Annotated in this window: 18 protein-coding genes and 1 tRNA gene; 11 read left to right on the top strand and 8 right to left on the bottom strand. The window is 73.5% G+C overall.

Annotated features, from left to right (window positions below; translation table 11 throughout):
- The first annotated feature begins 220 nt into the window (after positions 1-220).
- The 8 genes from ACZ63H_RS28365 (at position 221) to ACZ63H_RS28330 (ending at position 6,042) form a co-directional block, all read left to right on the top strand.
- Complete coding sequence (locus ACZ63H_RS28365) at positions 221-463, top strand: hypothetical protein (protein ID WP_469869786.1); 243 nt, start codon at positions 221-223, stop codon at positions 461-463.
- Positions 456-1,223 (top strand): hypothetical protein, encoded by a 768-nt coding sequence (locus ACZ63H_RS28360; RefSeq protein ID WP_469869784.1) that lies wholly within the window; start codon positions 456-458, stop codon positions 1,221-1,223. Before ACZ63H_RS28365 ends, ACZ63H_RS28360 begins: the two co-directional genes overlap by 8 nt.
- A 117-nt stretch (positions 1,224-1,340) precedes the next feature.
- A complete protein-coding gene (locus ACZ63H_RS28355) occupies positions 1,341-2,234 on the top strand; it encodes a helix-turn-helix domain-containing protein (protein WP_469869782.1) in 894 nt (297 codons plus the stop codon).
- Positions 2,235-2,318: 84 nt separating this feature from the next.
- Positions 2,319-2,516 carry a hypothetical protein gene (locus ACZ63H_RS28350; RefSeq protein ID WP_469869780.1) on the top strand — a complete coding sequence of 66 codons (198 nt, stop codon included), beginning with the start codon at positions 2,319-2,321 and terminating at the stop codon, positions 2,514-2,516.
- An 82-nt stretch (positions 2,517-2,598) separates the two neighbouring features.
- The gene (locus ACZ63H_RS28345) at positions 2,599-3,210 is read left to right on the top strand and encodes a MauE/DoxX family redox-associated membrane protein (protein WP_469869778.1); all 612 of its coding nucleotides are present in this window, start codon (positions 2,599-2,601) and stop codon (positions 3,208-3,210) included.
- On the top strand, positions 3,198-3,737 hold the full coding sequence (locus ACZ63H_RS28340) for a TlpA family protein disulfide reductase (protein ID WP_469869776.1): 540 nt from the start codon (positions 3,198-3,200) through the stop codon (positions 3,735-3,737). Before ACZ63H_RS28345 ends, ACZ63H_RS28340 begins: the two co-directional genes overlap by 13 nt.
- A complete protein-coding gene (locus ACZ63H_RS28335; protein WP_469869774.1) occupies positions 3,734-5,584 on the top strand; it encodes an ABC transporter ATP-binding protein in 1,851 nt (616 codons plus the stop codon). The genes ACZ63H_RS28340 and ACZ63H_RS28335 overlap by 4 nt, the downstream gene beginning before the upstream one ends.
- On the top strand, positions 5,581-6,042 hold the full coding sequence (locus ACZ63H_RS28330) for a S26 family signal peptidase (protein WP_469869772.1): 462 nt from the start codon (positions 5,581-5,583) through the stop codon (positions 6,040-6,042). Before ACZ63H_RS28335 ends, ACZ63H_RS28330 begins: the two co-directional genes overlap by 4 nt.
- Before the next feature lie 40 nt (positions 6,043-6,082).
- Here ACZ63H_RS28330 and ACZ63H_RS28325 read toward each other — a convergent pair whose 3' ends face one another.
- Complete coding sequence (locus ACZ63H_RS28325; protein ID WP_469869770.1) at positions 6,083-7,051, bottom strand: helix-turn-helix transcriptional regulator; 969 nt, start codon at positions 7,049-7,051, stop codon at positions 6,083-6,085.
- A 694-nt stretch (positions 7,052-7,745) separates the two neighbouring features.
- Between ACZ63H_RS28325 and ACZ63H_RS28320 the strand changes: the two genes are divergently transcribed.
- The gene (locus tag ACZ63H_RS28320; protein WP_469869768.1) at positions 7,746-9,506 is read left to right on the top strand and encodes a M28 family peptidase; all 1,761 of its coding nucleotides are present in this window, start codon (positions 7,746-7,748) and stop codon (positions 9,504-9,506) included.
- Between the two features lie 98 nt (positions 9,507-9,604).
- Here the strand turns inward: ACZ63H_RS28320 and ACZ63H_RS28315 are convergent, their stop codons facing one another.
- The 4 genes from ACZ63H_RS28315 to ACZ63H_RS28300 form a co-directional block, all read right to left on the bottom strand.
- On the bottom strand, positions 9,605-10,987 hold the full coding sequence (locus tag ACZ63H_RS28315) for an RICIN domain-containing protein (protein ID WP_469869766.1): 1,383 nt from the start codon (positions 10,985-10,987) through the stop codon (positions 9,605-9,607).
- Between the two features lie 31 nt (positions 10,988-11,018).
- Positions 11,019-12,458, bottom strand: a complete 1,440-nt coding sequence (locus ACZ63H_RS28310) for an endo-1,4-beta-xylanase (RefSeq protein ID WP_469869764.1) — start codon at positions 12,456-12,458, stop codon at positions 11,019-11,021.
- Positions 12,459-12,769: 311 nt separating this feature from the next.
- Positions 12,770-13,495 carry a glycoside hydrolase family 11 protein gene (locus ACZ63H_RS28305; protein WP_469869762.1) on the bottom strand — a complete coding sequence of 242 codons (726 nt, stop codon included), beginning with the start codon at positions 13,493-13,495 and terminating at the stop codon, positions 12,770-12,772.
- Between the two features lie 416 nt (positions 13,496-13,911).
- Positions 13,912-13,985 (bottom strand) — tRNA-Pro (locus tag ACZ63H_RS28300).
- 160 nt (positions 13,986-14,145) lie between these two features.
- Here ACZ63H_RS28300 and ACZ63H_RS28295 point away from each other — a divergent pair.
- Positions 14,146-14,652 (top strand): DUF309 domain-containing protein, encoded by a 507-nt coding sequence (locus ACZ63H_RS28295; protein WP_469869760.1) that lies wholly within the window; start codon positions 14,146-14,148, stop codon positions 14,650-14,652.
- Between the two features lie 92 nt (positions 14,653-14,744).
- The gene (gene cobF / locus ACZ63H_RS28290; protein ID WP_469869758.1) at positions 14,745-15,518 is read left to right on the top strand and encodes a precorrin-6A synthase (deacetylating); all 774 of its coding nucleotides are present in this window, start codon (positions 14,745-14,747) and stop codon (positions 15,516-15,518) included.
- A gap of 99 nt (positions 15,519-15,617) precedes the next feature.
- Here the strand turns inward: cobF and ACZ63H_RS28285 are convergent, their stop codons facing one another.
- From ACZ63H_RS28285 to ACZ63H_RS28275, 3 genes are all read right to left on the bottom strand, one after another.
- Entirely contained in the window at positions 15,618-16,397 is a 780-nt protein-coding gene (locus tag ACZ63H_RS28285) for a cobalt-precorrin-6A reductase (protein WP_469869757.1), read from the bottom strand.
- A gap of 92 nt (positions 16,398-16,489) precedes the next feature.
- A complete protein-coding gene (locus ACZ63H_RS28280; protein ID WP_469869755.1) occupies positions 16,490-17,263 on the bottom strand; it encodes a sulfite exporter TauE/SafE family protein in 774 nt (257 codons plus the stop codon).
- Positions 17,264-17,350: 87 nt separating this feature from the next.
- Positions 17,351-18,862: a long-chain-fatty-acid--CoA ligase gene (locus ACZ63H_RS28275; RefSeq protein ID WP_469869753.1), complete on the bottom strand. Its 1,512-nt coding sequence runs from the start codon at positions 18,860-18,862 to the stop codon at positions 17,351-17,353.
- Between the last annotated feature and the right edge of the window lie 68 nt (positions 18,863-18,930).

Here is an 18,930-nt window from a genome sequence, read left to right as displayed (position 1 = left end):
GCGGTTCGCGGCGGCCGTGGCCCCACGGGTCGGTGCCTCCCGCACCGCCGAGCCGCCGCGCCGCACGCGGACCTTCGACGCCGCGCCCCGCTGGCAGAAAGCTGCCTGGCAACCGGCTGCCGCCCGAGCGGCCTTCCGGGGTGCGACGGGCGGTGCTCTGCTTGCTGCGACGCCGGGAGCCGCTCGGGCTCCGGCACGGTGACCCCTCCAAGGAGCCCTCATGCGTGCGCCCCGTGCTCGCCTCTCCCACCGCCGTTCCTGTCGCCGCACCGCGTTCGCCGCCCTGGTGGTACTCGGTGGAGCCACCCTGCTGCCGGGCCCCGGCCGCACCCCGCTCGACGTGTTCCCACGGTCCTCGGCCGTGGCCACGAGCGCCGTTCAGGCGCAGGAACAGGACTTCACCTGGCCGACGCCGCCGAATCCCGGACCCGGCGCGACGTCCGCGCGGTCCGTCCGTGCCTGACGCCCCCCTGCTCGGCGCGGCCCCGGTCGCGCTGGTCATCGACGGCGACACCCCCGTGGGCAGACTCGTCTGCCGGCGGCTGGCGGCGACGGGTACCACGCTCGCCGTGACCGGGCGGGCGGCGCGCCACTGCGCGCTGTTCTGCCGGCACCTGCACGACCGGTACGGCAATCGGGCCCTGCCCTACCTGGTCCTCCCGGACGCCCCCGCCAGTCTGCGGCGCGTGCTGGCCGAGGTGACCGGTGAACTGGGCGGCGTCGACGTGGTGGTGGACCTCGCGTACGAGCCCGGGGCGGCCCACCCGCTCGGCGCCGCGCTGCGCGCGCTGCCGGCGGACCGCCGCCGCACGGTCGTCCTGGTGGCGCGGCCCGGTGCGGCCCCCGCCGGCCCCCGGGACGAACCGCTGCCCGCGGACACCAGTGTGGTGACCCCCGGCGCGGGGGCGTCGGCACGCCGGGTGGCCGCGGTGGTGCTGATGCTGCTGGGCCCGGACGCGGCGGGCCTGCGCGGCCGGCACATCGAGGTGACGGGCTGCGCCGAACCCGGCCCCGGGCACGGCCACGGGGCCGGGCGCCGGGACAGGCACGGGGCCGGGGACCGGGGCGGTTCCGAGCCCGGGGACCGGGGCGGTTCCGAGCCCGGGAGCCGGAGCGGTTCCGGGCCCGGGAGCCGGGACGACGACGAGGGCGGCCACGCCGCCTGGGCGGGCCCCACCGGTGCCGACGACGTGCCCGGCGGCCGGGACGACGAGGTCCGCTGAAACGGCGCGCGTCCCGCCGCCCCTCGGGGAATCCGCACCGCGCCTCCCGCCCCCTCGGCCCGGCGGAAACCCCCGGCCCGACCCACCGAAACCCATCCCTCTGGAAGAAGGACCGGCATGGAGTTCTCGGCGTGCCCGCATGCCCTCCCGCACCTGTCCGGCGCCCCGTCCCACCCCGGAGTCCTCGGCTACCGCGGATTCCGGCTCGCCGCCGCCGAAGCGTGCCGGCGCCTGGATCCCCCGGCGGACGCCGTGATCCTGACCCTGATCACCGAGGGCGAACTGCGCGTCGGCGAACCGCCGGACCACCACGGCCCGTTCGTCGCCCGGCGGGCGAGCGTCCGCGGACTGCGCACCAGCGGCCTGCACTTCGAGCACCGTACGGCGGTGACGGGCGTCGAGGTGGCCCTGGCGCCGTGGGCCGCCTTCCGGCTCTTCGGCGTACCCCTACGGCGCCTCTCGCACCGTGTCGTCGAGCTGGACCCGCTGCTGCCCGCCGGCCGCTGTGCCGCCCTGCTGCGCGCACTCGGCGCGGCGGACGACTGGAGCGAACGGTTCCGCCTGCTCGACACGGAACTCGGCGCCCTGCTCGCCCGCGGCCCCGCGCCCGCCGTACCCGTGGCCCGGGCCTGGCGCTCGCTGACCCGGGCCGCCGCGGTCCCGTCCGTCGCCGAGCTGGCCCGCGAAGTGGGGTTGTCCCAGAGTCAGTTGGTACGGCGCTTCCTGGAGCAGGTCGGGGTCACCCCGAAGGCCGCCGCGCGCATCGTGCGGCTGCGCCGGACGCTCGGCCTGATGGCCGGCGGCTGCCCGGCCGCGGACGCGGCGCTGCGGACCGGCTACTGCGACCAGGCGCACTTCAGCCGCGAGTTCAAGGCAATGACCGGCATCTCGCCCCGGGGCTTCCGCCTCCGCGCGCACGCCTCCGCGATCACCGGCCCGGGCCGGATCGCCGTGCGCCCCGCAGAAGTCGCCGAATTTCTCCAAGACCGTTCGGTGACTCCGCTGCGATAGTTGTTCCACGGGCCGGAAACGCGGCAGGAATGCACGCGAGGAACCGGATCCGGAACACAAGAACCGCCAAAAAGGAGGATCGTCATGCTCAAGAAGATCGAAGCGCTCGGCAGCGGTCTGCTCGGCCTGTTCGTGCCCAGGGTCGAGGCCGCCGCGGGTTCGGCCGCGTGCCAGTCGTGGTCCGCCTGCTGGCAGTGCAACAAGGCGTACGGCGGTGCGTGTGGCTACAACGCGCCCTGCTCCACCTGCAACAACGGCGCCTCGTACAGCTGCTTCTGCTGACGTCCGCTCTCTCGATCCGCTCGATCGTGCGGCCGGCGCGGTGCACCAGCGCCGCGCCGGCCGGCACGGAGAGGAACGCTCGGTGCATTACGTGGTCCTGGCCGTTCAGAGCCTCTTCGTCGTGGTTTTCCTGGTCTCGTCGGCCGGGAAAATGAAAAGCCGCGATTCCGTCCGGGAATTCACCGCCTCCCTGCGCCGGCTGCGTATTCTTCCGGCGTCGGCGGCAGGGCCGGCCGCCTTTGTCGTCCTGGCCGCCGAGGTGGCCGTCTGGATTCTGCTCGTCGTTCCCGCGTCCGTCGCCCGTACGGCCGGCTTCGGCGTCGCGGCGGGGCTGCTCACCGTGTTCGCCGCGGGCATCGCCCTGTCCCTGCGGCGCGGCGCGCAGGTGCCCTGCCACTGTTTCGGCGCCGCCACGACGCCGCTCGGCCCCTGGCACGTCGTCCGCAATCTGCTGCTCGCCGGTGCCGCGGCCCTGGCGGCCGTGCTGCCCGCGCAGGGCCCGCTGCGGCCCGGCGGCCTGGTCGTGGCGGTGTGCGCGGGACTGCTGCTCGGCGCGCTGGTCGCGCTCTTCGACGACCTCGTGGCCCTCTTCCGGCCCGTCCCGGCACCACCACGCCCGGCTTCCGCCGCCCTGCCCCGCCACCCGGTCCCCCGCCCCCACCGTCCTCAAGGAGAAGCACGATGGCATTCGTGATCGCGGCCCTGGCCCTCCTCGGGCTGCTCTGTCTGCTCGATCTGACCCTGACCCTCGGTGTGATCAAGCGGCTGCGCGAGCACACCGCGCTGCTCACCGACCTCAACGGCGGACCCGCCTCGATCAAACAGGGCGAGGAGGTGGGCGAGTTCACCGCGGCCACCGTCGACGGCGAGGCCCTGACCCGGGCCGGGCTCTCCGACGAGACCCTGGTCGCCTTCTTCTCGCCGACCTGCGGGCCGTGCCAGGAGAAGATGCCGAAGTTCGTGGAGTACGTGAGCGCGCTGCCCGGCGGCCGGGACCGCGCCGTGGCCGTCGTGGTGGGCAAGCCGGAGGAGAGCGCCGGGTTCGTCGACGCCCTCAGCCCCGTCGCCCGCGTGGTCCGCGAGACCCCGGACGGGGTGCTCGGGGCCGCGTTCAAGGCCCGGGCCTACCCGCTGGTGCTCGCGGTCGGCGCGGACCGTGAGGGACGGGTCGTGGTCCGCCGCGACCAGGTGGCACTGGACCGGGCCGCGGTCGCCGCATGACCACCGCGACCAGCCCCGTCGGCCGCCGCCTCGCCGTCGCGGCCTCGCTCGCCCGGCGCGCCGCGCCCGGCACGCTCGGCCTGCATCTGGCGCTCACCCTGCTGGCGGCCGGCCTGCCGGTGGCCGCCACCTGGCTGACGAAGCTGCTGCTCGACGGGCTGGTCGGCACGGCCGCCCCGGGACACCTGCTCGCTCTGGGCACCGCCCTGGCACTGACCGGAATGGCGGCCGGGGTGCAGCCCCAGGCGACCCAGTACCTGCGCGCCGAACTCGACAGGAGGATCGGTCTGCTGGCGCAGGACGAACTGTTCCGGGCGGTGGAGGGTTTCGCGGGCCTGCGCCGGTTCGAGGATCCCGCCTTCCTCGACCGGCTGCGCCTCGCCCAGCGCCCGGGGGGTTCCCCGTACGCGAACCAGGCCCTCGACGGCCTGCTCGGCGCGGTGCGCGCCACCGTGACCGTGGTGGGCTTCCTCGGCTCGCTGCTGGTGCTCAGCCCGCCGATGGCGGCCGTGGTCCTGTGCGCCGGGGCGCCGACGCTGCTCGCCCAGGTGCTGCTGTCCCGGCGCCGGGCCCGGATGCTGTGGGACCTCGGGCCGGTGGAACGCCGGGAGATGTTCTACGGCGACCTGCTGTCCACCGTCGAGGCCGCCAAGGAGATCCGGCTCTTCGGCACCGGCCGCTTCTTCCGGGAGCGGATGGCCCGGGAGAAGCGCACGGCCAACGCGGCCAAGCGGTCCCTGGACCGCAGGGAGGCCGGCACCCAGGGCCTGCTCGTGCTGCTCGCCGCGACGGTGTCCGGCGGCGGCCTGCTGTGGGCCGTCGCCGCCGCGCGGACCGGCGCCCTCACGCCCGGGGACGTGACGGTCTTCGTGGCGGCGGTCGCCGGGGTGCAGGGCGCCCTGGCGTCGCTGGCCGCCGAGGCCGCCACCGCGCACCAGGCGCTGCTGCTGCTCGACCACCACGTCGCGATCGCCTCGGCCGGCCCCGACCTGGTGCGGGCGCACGCGGCGGTGCCGCCGCTGCGGACGGGCATCGAACTGCGGGACGTCTGGTTCCGCTACTCGCCGGACCATCCCTGGGTCCTGCGCGGCGTGAACCTGCGCATCCCGCACGGCACCTCGCTGGCCCTGGTGGGCCTCAACGGCGCGGGCAAATCCACGCTCGTGAAGCTGCTGTGCCGGTTCTACGACCCGACGAAGGGCGCGGTCCTCTGGGACGGCGTGGACCTGCGCGAGCTGGACGTGGCCGGGCTGCGCGAGCGGATCGGCGCGGTCTTCCAGGACTACATGCACTACGACCTGACGGCGCACGAGAACATCGCCCTCGGCGACCTGGCCGTACTCGACGACGAGGACCGGGTACGGGCCGCCGCGCACCGCGCCGGGATCCACGACCGTCTCGCCCGACTGCCGTACGGCTACCGGACGTTGCTGTCCCGCATGTTCTTCATGGACACGGAGAAGGACGATCCGGCCAGCGGCGTGCTGCTGTCCGGCGGCGAGTGGCAGCGGGTGGCGCTCGCCCGCGCGTTCCTGCGTGACGCCCGTGACCTGATGATCCTGGACGAGCCGTCGGCCGGTCTCGACGCCGAGGCCGAGCACGAGGTCCACACCTCGCTGCGCCGCGCCCGGCAGGGCCGCACCAGCCTGCTGATCTCCCACCGCCTGGGCGCGGTGCGGGAGGCGGACCGGATCGTGGTCCTCGCCCGGGGCCGGGTCGTGGAGCAGGGCGCGCACGCCGCGCTGCTCGCCCGGGGCGGCGCGTACGCCCGGCTGTTCGGGCTGCAGGCCCGGGGCTACCGCGGCGCGTCCGACGACGCCGCCGCGCTCACCGGAGGCGGATCGTGAACCGTGCCGTACTCGCTTGCGTCCTCGGCGGGTTCGCCGTGGCGGCGCTGTCCGCCGCGGCCCGCCGGATGCGCCGGACCCTGGTGTCCGTGACCGTGCGCGGCCGGAGCATGGAACCGGCGTACCGCGACGGCGACCGGGTCCTGGTGCGGCGCGGCGGTCCGCTCGCCCGGGGCCAGGTGGTCGTGGTGGAGCGCCTGCCGTTCGGGGGGCGGCGACCCGCGCCGCCCGGGCAGCCGGGCCCGGGCCCCACCTGGCTGATCAAGCGGGTGGCGGCGGTGCCGGGCGACCCGGTCCCCCGCGCCCTCGGCCCGGCACTGGCGGCGGCCCCGGAGGATCTCGTGCCCGGAGGAAGGCTCGTCCTGCTCGGCGACAACCCGGACGTCAGCCAGGACTCGCGCCGCCTGGGCTTCTTCCCCGCCGACGCCGTCCTCGGAGTGGTCGTACGCCCTCGGTGAGCGGGCGGCGGCCCCCGCGAGCCGGGCCCGCGCGGCCGGTTCAGTCCACCAGGCCGAGGCGGACGGCGGCCACTCCCGCCTCGAACCGGCTGGAGGTGCCGAGTTTCCCCATGATCCGGCGCATCAGGCGGCGCAGGGTGCGGTCCGAGCAGTCCAGCCGGCGGGCGATGGTGTCGTCCTTGGCGCCGGTGGCCAGCAGCGTCAGCACCTCGCGTTCGAGCGCGGACAGCTCGGGACCGGTGGGTCCCGGCCCGGCGGGGGACTCGGTGTGCGGCCGGGCGAGCTCCCAGGCGTGCAGGAAGACCCGGGCGAAGCACTGCGCGACGGGCCTGCTGTGCAGGATGACGTCCCCGCCCTCGCCCCGGGGGCCGGCTCCCACCCCGATGACGACGACCGCGCGGTCCATGATGTTCATGTGCAGCGGCACCGTCGCCGCGACCCGCACCTCGGCCCCGGCGTCGGTCAGCGCGTGCAGGTAGCGGGCCGGCGCGGCCGAGCGCACCGCCTGCTGGGAGGTCAGTACGCGCATGCGGACGCCGTCGGCCGCCATCTCCAGGTCCCGTACGAGGCTGGCGTCGAGGACCCGCGCGCCGGGGAAGGTGTTGCGCATCGCCAGGAACTCCTCCCGGCCGAGGGCGTCCAGTTCCTCCAGCCGCCGCCGGGTGCGCTCGCGGTCGGTGAAGAACTCCGTCTCCACGGTTTCCCGGGTGCCGGGCCGGGGGGCCGCCAGCAGGGACAGGACGTCGTCCAGTGCCCGGGCGTCCCGGCCGAGGCCCTCGACCGTCTCGCGCAGCCGGCGCCGGTGCTCCGAGACGACGTGCCGCAGCGCGCGCTCCGGGGGGCTGAGCCGTGCCCCGCTCGGGTCCAGGAGCCGCCGCTCCGCGAGCCAGCGCGTCAGTTCGGCGGACAGGTCCCGCAGTTCCTCCTGTTCGGCGGCGTGCCGGGCGCCCGAGGCCTCGATCCGCTCCACCATGGCCAGGTAGGCCTCCCTCGCCTCGGAGTCCGTCAACCGCCGACCCCGCGAAGGGTTCTCCCGCGCACGCATGCGCGCACGATACGGGCGGCTCGCACCGGAGACCAGAGCGGGCCCCCCCGCACCCGGCCGTCGCGACGGCCGTCCGGCGGGGAACGCACGCCCGGCGACGGGCCCGGCCGGAAGCGGACGGGCCGGCGACGGGTCCAGCCGGAAGCACACGCGCCCACAGCGGGACCGGCCCAAGGCACACACGCCCACAGCAGGACCGGCCGAAGGCACACACGCCGGCGACGTCCGGCCACGAGCACACGCCCGGCAACAGGTCCGGCCGGAAGCTCACACGCCCACGGCAGGACAGGCCGAAGCCACACACGCCGGCGACGTCCGGCCGCGGGCGCACGCCCGGCGACGGGCCCGGCCGGGAGCGGACGGGCCGGTGGTGGGTCTGGCCGGGAGCGGACGTGCCGGTTTCGGCCAGGGGTGGAAGACGGGCCGGGGCCGTTAACCTCGTGGCCGCCCGCCCGGTTCCTCGCGGCCCCGGCACGCCCGTCCGGCCCCCGTGCCGTGCCGGTGCCTGCCGGGAGGGCGGGCGGGAGCCGTTGATCCGGCCGGTCTCGCACGCCCATGCTTGCCGAGGGCTTGGCATGCGCATGCTCATTAGGGTGTCGTGGTGCGGCTCACCCGAGTCCACCGCACACCCGGCGTTTCCTCCACCCCACAAGGAGACATGGTGCTACGACCACGAAGACTGTCCCTGGCGGGCCTGGCACTGGCCACGGCCGCCGCGGGCCTCACCCTGCTGCCCGCGAGCGCCGAGGCGGCCCCCGCGGGCCACCCGGCCACGGCGACCCACTCCCCCGTCCTGGCCGCCGCCGCGCCCGACATCGACGTCACCAAGGTGCAGGCACACCTCACCGAGCTGAACGCCATCGCGAGCCGCAACGGCGGCAACCGCCGGTCCACCGGCCAGGGGTACCGCGACTCGGTCGCCTACGTGAAGGGCAAGCTGCAGGCGGCCGGTTACACCGTCACCGAGCAGGCCTGCACCTCCGGCTGCACCAGCGGCGCCGGTCCCAACCTGATCGCCGAGTGGCCCCGCGGCGACGCGTCGAAGGTGTACATGTTCGGCGCGCACCTGGACGGTGTGTCCGCCGGGCCCGGCATCAACGACAACGGCTCCGGCAGCGCCACCCTCCTGGAGGTCGCGCTGAAACTGGCCCAGACCGATCCGTCCATGGGGGCGCGCGTCCGCTTCGGCTGGTGGACGGACGAGGAGCAGGGCCTGAACGGCTCGGACTTCTACGCCCGTTCGCTGACCTCCGCGCAGCGCTCGGCGATCAAGGCGTACTACAACTTCGACATGGTCGCCTCGCCCAACGGCGGCTACTTCATCAACCACATCACCTCCGCCGCCGCCGCGCCGATGAAGGCGTACTGGGACTCGCTGAACCTCCAGCCCGAGGAGAACACCGAGGGCGCGGGCCGCTCCGACGACTACTCCTTCGAGAACTACGGCATCCCGACCTCCGGCTACGCCATGGGCGCGAGCGCCCGCAAGACCTCGGCGCAGGCGGCCAAGTGGGGCGGCACGGCGGGCGCCGCGTACGACGGCTGCTACCACTCCTCGTGCGACACCACGAGCAACATCAACGCCACCGGGCTGAACCGCAGCGCGGACGGTGTCGCCTACACGCTGTGGAAGCAGGCGGTCTCGGACACCGCCCCGGCGAACGACTTCTCGGTCTCGGTGAACCCCGCCACCGGCAGCACGAACCCGGGCACCTCGCTGACCACCACCGTGTCCACGGCCACCACCAGCGGCTCGGCGCAGACGGTGAACCTGTCCGCCTCAGGCGCTCCGGCGGGCGTCACGGTCTCCTTCAGCCCGGCCTCGGTGACCTCCGGCGCCTCGTCCACGGCGACGGTCTCCGTCGGCGCCTCCGTGCCGCCGGGCACGTACCCGCTCACCCTCACCGGCACCGGCACCGCCACGCACACCGCGACGTACACGCTGACCGTCAAGGGCGCCGGCGGCTGCACACCGTCCCAGGTGATCTCCAACGGCGGCTTCGAGAACGGTACGACGCCGTGGGCGGGTGACACCGGCGCGATCGGCACGTTCAGCGGCCAGTCCGCGCACTCCGGGTCCCGGTACGCCTGGCTCGCGGGTTACGGCTACGCCGCGAGCGACAGCGTCGGCCAGACGGTGACCGTCCCGGCGGGCTGCGCGAAGGCGACTCTCACGTACTGGCTGCACATCGACACGGCCGAGTCGGGCACGACGGCGTACGACACCTTCCAGGTCAAGGTGAACGGCACCGCGAAGCAGACGTACTCCAACGCCGACGCGGCCACCGGGTACACCCAACGCACCCTGGACCTCGGCCAGTACGCCGGCCAGCAGATCACGCTGACCTTCACGGCGACCGAGGACTCCGGCCTCCAGACCAGCTTCGTCATCGACGACACGGCCCTGACGACCGGCTGACCGCACCGCTCCCCGACATGCCGAGAGCCGGTTCCGGACACCTCCGGAACCGGCCCCGACCCGTGAAACCGTGCCCCCTGGCCCGGCCCCGCGGCGTGTCACTGGAACTGTGCGAAGAACCTCCAGATCTCCGTCTTGGTCCAGGTGGTGACCCCGCTCTCACCGGAGGAGCCGTCGACCGGACCGGGGATGTGGTCCCCGTCGAACGCGGCCCACTGGACCGGGTATCCGGCACGGCAGCCCGAGTAGGTGGTGGTGATGTGCGTCCGGCTGCCCGGCGCCGGCTCGCGCGGGCTCTGGGGGGTGCAGCCGTTGTTGCCCACGAACCTGTCGCGCAGCGAGCGTCCTTGCGCGATGTTGAGCACGGAGTCGCTGATGCCGTGGATCCCGAAGTAGGCGATGGGCTGGGTCCCGCCGCCGCACCCGCTGATCTCGGCGCCGGACATCACCGCGACGGCCCGGAAGACGTTCGCCCGGCTGCACGCGAGGGCGTAGCTCATGCCGCCGCCCCAGCTGAACCCGGTGGCGAAGCGCTGTGCCGGGTTGACGCAGAGGCCGCCCTCTATGTACCGGATCATGTCGTCGACGAAGGTGACGTCCTCACCGCCGGAGTTGGCCCAGCCGTTGCCGAGGCCCTGGGGGGCGACGAGGATCGCGCTGTTGTCCGACTGCTCCTGCTGGCCGTAGTAGGACCACGCGCTCCCGCTCGTGCCGCCCGAGGCGACGTCGCCGGCGGTTCCGCCCCGCCAGTGGAACGCGAAGATCAGCCGGTAGCGCCGGCTGCTGTCGTAGCCGGCGGGAACCCTCAGGATGAAGCTGCGGCTCTTGCCACCGCTCTGGATCGTGTGCGTACCGCTCGCCAGAGTCGGCGCGCTGCCGCATCCGCCACCGCCACCGCCACCGCCACCGGACGACAGTTTGACCATCTGCCACTGCTGGTTGGCGCCGCCCCAATCGGAGTACTGGACGACGTTGCCGCCGTCGGCGGTGGAGGCGCCCTGCACCTCCACCGCCTTGCCGCTGGAGCGGTTGACCAGCCGGACGTGGCCCGCGTCGGAGTCGGCCAGGCGGAACTGCTGGTTGGCCCCGTTGTGGTCGGTCCACTGCTGGATCGCGGCACCGTCCGCGGCCGAGGCGCCGGCCACGTCGAGGACCTTGCCCGAATGCCGGGCCCTGAGACGGTAGAAGCCGTCACCGGAGTCCACGAACTGCCACTGCTGGTTGGTTCCGTCGTTGCGCGCCCACTGGCTGACGCGCGCGCCGTCGGCGGTGGAGGCGCCGGAGACGTCCAGCGCCTTGCCGCTGTTGCGGTTGACCAGCACGTACCAGGCGTTGGTGTCCACCGTCGCCGCCTCGGCGGGCGTCGGATGCACCGCGGCGAGCATGCCGACCGCGAGCGCCGTCGCCACCACGGAGGCGACCCGGGACCACCAGCGGTGCGTCCGTGAAGGGGCGGGAGGAGCCGCGTCGCAGGTCCTCATCGGCTGGCCCTTTCCTTCGTGGCAGGTCGCATCAGGTGCGGGTCCAGCGCTGGTTGCTCCCGTTCGAGCAGGAGTAGAGCTGGATCAGGGTGCCGTTGGCGGTGCCGGCTCCTACGGCGTCGAGGCAGAGGCCGGACTGGACGCCGACGATGGATCCGTCGGAGTTGAGGCGCCACTTCTGGTTGTCGGCGCCCCAGCAGCTGTAGATCTGGACCTTGGCGCCGTTGCCGGTGCCGGCGGCGTCCAGGCACTTGTTGCCGTAGACCTTGAGTTCACCGGCGTCGGTGAGCGTCCACTGCTGGTTGGTGGCGCTGTTGCAGTCCCACAGCTGGACCTGGGTGCCGTCGCTGGTGCCGGCGTTGGGCACGTCCAGGCAGCGGCCCGAGCCGACGCCCTTGATCTGCCCGCCGCCGCCCGTGGGGGGAGGCGTGGTGGAGCCGCCGTTGAGCGCGTTGAGCACCGCGGTGTAGGCGGCCTTCTTGCTGCCGTCGTTGTTGAACAGCAGCGGCGTGTCACCCGACCGCCAGGAGTCGCTGTCGCGCACGCCCCAGACGGTGATGCCGAGGCAGCGCGAGACGGCCAGGCAGTCGTTGGTCACGGCGGCGTAGGTCGAGGACGAGGCGCCCTGGATGTCCAGCTCGGTGACGGCCACGTCGACGCCGAGGGCGGCGAAGCTCTGCAGCGTGGTGCGGAAGTTGCTGTTGTACGGGCTGCCGCTGTTGAAGTGCGACTGGAAGCCGACGCAGTCGATCGGCACACCGCGCGACTTGAAGTCCTTGACCATGTTGTAGACGCCCTGCGTCTTGGCCCAGGTCCAGTTCTCGATGTTGTAGTCGTTGTAGCAGAGCTTGGCCGCCGGGTCGGCGGCGCGCGCGGTGCGGAAGGCGACCTCGATCCAGTCGTTGCCGGTGCGCTGCAGGTTGGAGTCGCGCCGGCCGCCCGAACCGTCGTCGGAGAAGGCCTCGTTGACGACGTCCCACTGGGCGATCTTGCCCTTGTAGTGGGCCATCACGCCGTTGATGTGGTCGATCATCGCCTGGCGCAGGGTGCTGCCGCTGAGGCTCTGCATCCAGCCGGGCTGCTGGGAGTGCCAGGCCAGGGTGTGGCCGCGCACCTTCTTGCCGTTCTGCACGGCCCAGTTGTAGACGCGGTCGCCGGCGGTGAAGTTGAACTGGCCCCGCTGCGGTTCGGTGGCGTCGATCTTCATCTCGTTCTCGGCCGTCACCATGTTGAACTCACGGTTCGCGATCGACGTGTACGTCGAGTCGCCCAGCCTGCCCGAGGCGATGGCGGTGCCGAAGTAGCGGCCGCTCTGCGCCGCCGCGGCGCCGAGCGTGCTCTCGGCGGCGTGTGCGGTCGGCTGCGCGGCCAGTGCGGAGACCGTACCGAGGACGCCGACGGCCAGCGCCCCCAGCAGGTTGCGGATCTTCCGGCGGACGAGGAGTTGTCCGGGAGGGGCATAGGAGCCCATGACTGTGCCTCCAAGGTGGACATCTGGAAGGACTGGATCACGAGGGGACGCGCCGCCCCGTTCCCACCCGGCGCGCGGACGGGGTGGGGTCGGAACCGGGGCGGCGTACGTGGTCTGCCGTGCGGGTCGGATCGCACGGAGTGAGACGGTTCGACATTTCGAACTACGACCGGTTTCCCAGACAGGGATGATTGAGGTTTTGACGGTGGACCGTCAACCTCTCCCGCAGGGGAAATCTCAGTTCTTCGTCCGAAATGCTTCGAGGCGGGACAGGGCAGGCGCGCGGCGGTCGGCCGTTCGCCGGACAGGGATCAGCCGCTGACCGTGATGGTCGAGCTCCCGCTGCTCTGGTAACCCTCGGTGGCCATGATCATGTAGTACTTGAACTGCCCCAGGTTCATGCCCGCGCGCGCCCAGGCGTCGAAGTGGTTGCCGGTGGTGATGGTGCCGGAGCCACTGGTCACCTTCGACTGCCGGACGCTCCAGTACTGGTCGAAGGTGCGGGTGCCCTCGACGGAGGGGGCGTTGTACCGCGTCGTCTTGTAGATGTCGTACGTGCCGCCGTCGCTGGTGACGGTGCCCCGGTACTCGCCGGTGGGCCGGTAGCTGCCCCAGTTGTCGACGATGTAGTACTCCACCAGCGGGTTCGACGTCCAGCCGTAGAGGCAGCCGTAGCCGTTGCCCGACGGGTTGAAGTAGCCGGTGTAGCGGACCGTCCTGCGCCCGCCGGTGTTCCAGCCCTTGCCGGCGACGAAGTTGCCGCAGTTGGTCCACCGGGTGCTGTATCCGCCGCCGCCGTTGAGCGTCATGGAGACGGAGCCGCCGCCGTCGGTCCAGAACGAGTAATACATGCCGTCGTAGCCGGTCTGGCTGGTGGTGATGGTGGTCGCGGCGTGGGCGGTGCCGGGCAGCAGCAGTCCGGTCGCGGTGGCGAGCGCGACGGTTCCGGCGCCGCCGAGGAAGCCTCGGCGGCTCAAGCCGCCGAGGGGAGCGGGGCTCTGCGGGGTCTGGTGCTGCTGCGGGCCGTTCTGCTGCATGCGTCCTCCCGATGAAGGCTGGTGGGGGGCGGGCGGCTGCTGCCGCCCGTGGCCTGGCACGGAACACGGCGTGGGGCCGTCCGTGGCCGTGCCGTTCGGTGGCCCACAGTTTTCGGAGAACGCCATGACCCTGTCAACAGTTTCGACATCCTTTCGGAAACATCCCTGTAACCCGAAGAGGACGTGACGAGTACGTCTTGGCTGATCACGCCACCCCTGACGTGAACCGTCCCGAGAGGCGCAACGAGGAGAGGGGAGATCGCGACGCAAGACCATGCAGAGACTTCGAAACTTTCGAGTAGACGCAGAGCGCCGGACACCCGCCAAGGGAGCCTGATCCCCGACCGGTCCCGGAAACAGCCGAGGGCCGGTCTCGGATGTCTCCGAAACCGGCCCTGAACTGCGACTCTCACGAGTCGGGACGACAGGATTTGAACCTGCGACCCCTTGACCCCCAGTCAAGTGCGCTACCAAGCTGCGCCACGTCCCGTCGCACCAGCGCGCGGTGTTCCGCGCGATCGTGCGGACAGCACTTTACCCCACACCGGCGGGTGTGCCGAAGACGGGTGGCAGGGACGCCGGACAGGATGGGACGAAGCGGGAGAGGCGGTGGCGCGCGGCGGGGAACGCGGCGGGGGACAATCGGCGGTATGACGAACGTGGGGGCATCGGACGCCCGGGACCGGGACACGGACGGGCGGGCCCGCAACGCGCGGCCCCGGGACGGGCTGGGGCGCCCGCTGCCGTACGGCGCCGAGGGCGTACCCCGGCAGCCGGAGGGGATCCTGCGGACGCCGGAGGAGACCGCGGGCGAGGCACAGGCCCTGCTGACCGCCGGGCGGCCCTTCCACGCGCACGAGGTGTTCGAGGACGCCTGGAAGTCCGGCCCGCCCGAGGAGCGCCCGCTGTGGCGGGGTCTCGCCCAGCTGGCCGTGGGGCTCACCCACGCGGCCCGGGGCAACGCCGTCGGCGGGGCCCGGCTGCTGCGGCGGGGGGCCGGCGCGATCGAGGAGTGGGCGGCGGTGCGGGGCGAGGACCGGCCCCACGGACTGGACCTGCCCGGGCTCGCCCGGTGGGCGCGGGAGCTGGCGGGACGGGTGGAGCGCGGCTGCGCACCGGTCGACGCGCGCGCCGAGGCGCCTCGGCTGGGCCCCTGACCGGTCCGCTCCCTGCGGGCGCGGGCCGAGTGCCGTCGACGGCGTGCGGAGGCGGTGGGCGCACGCCCCGCGGCATGCGGCAGACTCGGGGCGTGCGAAAGATTCATGTCATCGGTATCGGCGCGGGCGACCCCGACCAGCTGACCCTGCAGGCGGTCAAGGCGCTGCGGAGCACGGACGTGTTCTTCCTCCTCGACAAGGGCGAGGTGAAGAGCGATCTGACCCAGCTCCGCCGGGACATGCTGGACGCGCATCTGCCGGCCGGGTCCTACCGGGTGGTGCAGGCCCGTGACCCGGAGCGGGACCGCTCGGCGGGCGGCTCCGCCTACTCACCGGCCGTCGAGGACTGGCGCACCGCCCGCGCCGGAATCTACGAGCGGCTGATCGCCGGCGAGCTGGACGAGGACGGCACCGGCGCGTTCCTCGTCTGGGGGGACCCGGCGCTCTACGACAGCACGCTGGGCATCCTCCAGGAGGTGCTGGAGCGGGGCGCGGTGGAGTTCACGTACGACGTGGTCCCCGGCGTCAGCAGTGTCTCCGCCCTGGTCGCCCGGCATCGCACGGGGCTGAACCGGGTCGCCCGGCCGGTGCAGATCACCACGGGGCGGCGGCTGGCCGAGGGTTTCCCGGAGGGGGTGGACGACGTGGTCGTGATGCTGGACGCGCACCAGGCCTTCCGGCGGTACGCCGAGGAGGACATGGACATCTACTGGGGCGCCTACATAGGCACCCCGGACGAGATCCTCGTCTCCGGCCCGATCGCCGAGGCCGGCCCGCGCATCGAGCGGCTGCGCGCCGAGGCCCGGGAGCGCAAGGGCTGGATCATGGACACGTACCTGCTGCGCAGGCATCCGGCGCAGGACTGACCCGCGCGGAGCCGGGGCCGCGCCGACGGCCGGTGCGGGGCCGGGCGGCGGGGCGCCGGCGACGCGCGGCGCCGAGCCGCGTGGTGCCCGCGGTACAGGTCAGGCGTCCGGTCCGCGCCACGTCCCGTTCGCCGCGTCCGCCCCGAAGCCCAGTCGGTCCAGGGCGCTCGCCACGTCGGGGACCGCGCTGACGCCGTCCGGCAGCGGGGGGCGGCGTACGACGATCACGGGCAGGCCCAGGTCGCGCGCGGCCGTGAGTTTCGCCGCCGTGGCCTGTCCCCCGCTGTCCTTCGTCACGAGGACGTCGATCCGGTGGGCGCGCAGGAGTTCCGTCTCGTCGGGGACCGTGAACGGACCGCGGGCCAGGATCACCCGGGCGTCCGGCGGCAGCGGCGGCTCGGGCGGGTCCACCGAGCGGACGAGGAAGTGCAGGCCGGTCAGGGAGGCGAAGGCGGCGAGGCCGAGGCGTCCGGTGCTGAGGAACACCCGGCTGCCGAGGCCGGGCAGCGCCTCGGCGGCCGCGGCGAGGGACGCCACGTCGTGCCACCGGTCGCCGGGGCCCGGCCGCCAGCCGGGGCGGCGCAGGACGACCGCGGGGACTCCGGTGGCCCGCGCCGCGCGGGCCGCGTGGGCGGTGATCGTCCCGGCGAAGGGGTGGGTGGCGTCCACCAGGGCGTCCACCCGGTGCTCGCGCAGCCAGCCGGCCAGGCCCTCCGGGCCGCCGAAGCCGCCGACCCGCACCTCGCCGGGCAGTGCCCCGGGGCGGGCGACCCGGCCGGCGAGCGAGGTGGTGACCCGGACGCCGGGCCGGGCGGCGAGGTCGGCTGCGAGGCGGCGGGCCTCGGTGGTGCCGCCGAGGATCAGCACGTGCGCGGGCATGGGGTGAGCGTACGAGGTGCCGGGCGGCGGCCGGCCGGCCGGGTCGCCGCGGTCGGGCGTGCGGGTCGCCGCGGTCGGGCGTGCGGAAGGGGCTAGGGCAGGAGCAGTTGCACGCCGCCCACGATGGTCGCCGCGATCACGAGTTGTTCGAAGAGTCGCTGGTTGATCCGGTTCACAGCCCGCTTGCCGATCAGCGCACCGGGCACGACGAACGCCACGAGCGCGGCGTCGAGGAGCAGTGACCGTCCGTCGATCAGGCCGAGGCCCACGCTGAACGGCACCTTGGAGACGTTCACGATGAGGAAGAAGAAGGCGGAGGTGCCGAGGAAGCCGAGCTTGCGGAAGCCCGCGGAGAGCAGGTACAGCGACATCACCGGCCCGGCCGCGTTGGCGACCATCGTGGTGAACCCGCCGAGCACGCCGTAGGAGCGGGCCTTCATCCGGCCCGCCCGGGTCGTCACCGTCTCCGGTGCGGGCGGGGTGTCGGCCGTGCGCCGGCGCCACACCGTCACCCCGGCCATCAGCAGGAGGATCGCGCCGATCGAGACCCGTACCATCCCGTCCCCGGCCCACACCAGGAACAGCGTGCCGGCCACCACGCCCACCGCCACGGCCGGGAACAGCCGCCACAGCGTGGGCCAGTGGGCGTGCCGCCGGTAGGTGAGGACGGCGAGCACGTCCCCGGCGATGAGGAGGGGCAGCAGGATGCCGGTGGAGGCGCGGGCGGGCAGGACCGCCGCGAAGATCGCGAGGCTGACCGTGTTGGCCCCGCTGACCGCGGTCTTGGAGAAGCCGACGAGCAGGGCCGCGAAGGCGAGCGCGGCGAACTCCCAGCCTGATAGGTGCCAGAGCGTCATCGTGTTCATGCGGGGACCGATGCTATGCGCATGCATAGGCCGCGCGTAAGGACCGTCTCGCGGGCCGGTCCACGGCGCCCCGGCCCGCGCGGCGCGCTACCGGGCCGTGTACCGGACCCGCAGCTCCCGCTTGAGCACCTTCATGCTCGGTCCGAGCGGCAGGGTGTCCGTGAACTCCACGCGGCGCGGGTACTTGTGCCGGCCGAGGTGCTGCTTGGACCACTCGGTGAGGGCGGCGGCGTCCGGGGTGGTGCCGGGGGCCGGGACGACGACGGCGCAGATCTCCTCGCCGTGCAGTTCGTCGGGCAGGCCGATGACGGCGGCCTGGGCGATGTCCGGGTGCCGCGTCAGGACTTCCTCGACCTCGCGCGGGTAGACGTTGTAGCCGCCGCGGATGATGACGTCCTTCTTGCGGTCGACGATCCGCAGGAAGCCCTCGTCGTCCTTGACGCCGAGGTCGCCGGTGCGGAACCAGCCGTCCACCAGGGCCTCGGCGGTGGCCTCGGGGCGGCCCAGGTAGCCGGAGAAGACGTTGTGGCCGCGGATGACGACCTCGCCCAGCTCGCCGGGCGGCAGCAGCTCGACGCGGTCCTCCACCTCGGCGCGGGCGATCTCCGCGTCGACGCCCCACAGCGGATGCCCGATGGTGCCGGCCTTGCTGCCGAACACCGGCTGGTTGACGGTGGCGGCCGGCGAGGTCTCCGACAGTCCGTAGCCCTCGTAGACCTCCGCCCCGAACGCGGCCTCGAACCGTTCCAGTACCGCGACCGGGAGCGAGGCCCCGCCGGAGATGCACACCCGCAGCCCGGGGAGCCGTTCGGCGCCGGCGGCCGCCGCGGCGAGGGCGACGAACATGGTGGGCACGCCGTGGAAGGTGTTCACGTCCTCCCGCACCATCAGCTCGATGGCCCGGGCCGCGTCGAAGCGGGGCAGCAGCACGAGCGTGGCGCCGGCCCGCCAGGTGGAGTTCATGGAGACGGTCTGGCCGAAGGCGTGGAACAGCGGCAGCGCGCCGAGGGCGATGTCGTCGGCGCGGATGTCGTGGGCGTCGAAGGCGTTGACGGTCGCGTTCATCACCAGGTTGAAGTGGCTGAGGACGGCGCCCTTGGGGACACCGGTGGTACCGCTGGTGTAGAAGACCACCGCGGGGTCGTCGGCGGCCCGGGTCACGTACGCCGGCAGCGGCTCGGCGTCGGCCGCCAGCTTGTCCAGTTCCCCGCCCAGGGTGATCACGCGGACGCCGGCCGCCTCGGCCGCGGCCCGGCCGGTCACGGCCTGGGCCGGGTGGACGAGCAGCACGGTGGCCCCGCTGTCCTTCAGGACGTGCCGGACCTCGTCGGCCGACAGCAGGAGGTGGACGGGGACGACGACACCGCCCGCCGCGGCGATCGCGTAGTAGGCGACCGGGAACTCGGCGGTGTTGGGGGCCATGAGGGCGATCCGGTCGCCGGGCCGTACGCCGAGGCCGGTGAGCGCGCCCGCCTGGGCGAGCGCCCGCCGCCACACCTCGGCGAAGGTGAGCCGCACATCGCCCTCGACCAGGGCGGTCTTCCGGGGGCGGCGCCGGGCGTTCTCGGCGAGTATGGCGGCGACGGACAGGGTTGCCATGGAGTGCTGCTCCGTTTCCTTGCTGCGGCTCGTGCTACCGGATCCCCTTGCGGGGAGCCCCCGTTGAC

This window comes from Streptomyces sp. NPDC104831 (assembly GCF_055583025.1).
The sequence above is the reverse complement of the archived record's forward strand: the minus strand, read 5'-3'. Positions and strand labels throughout refer to the sequence as shown.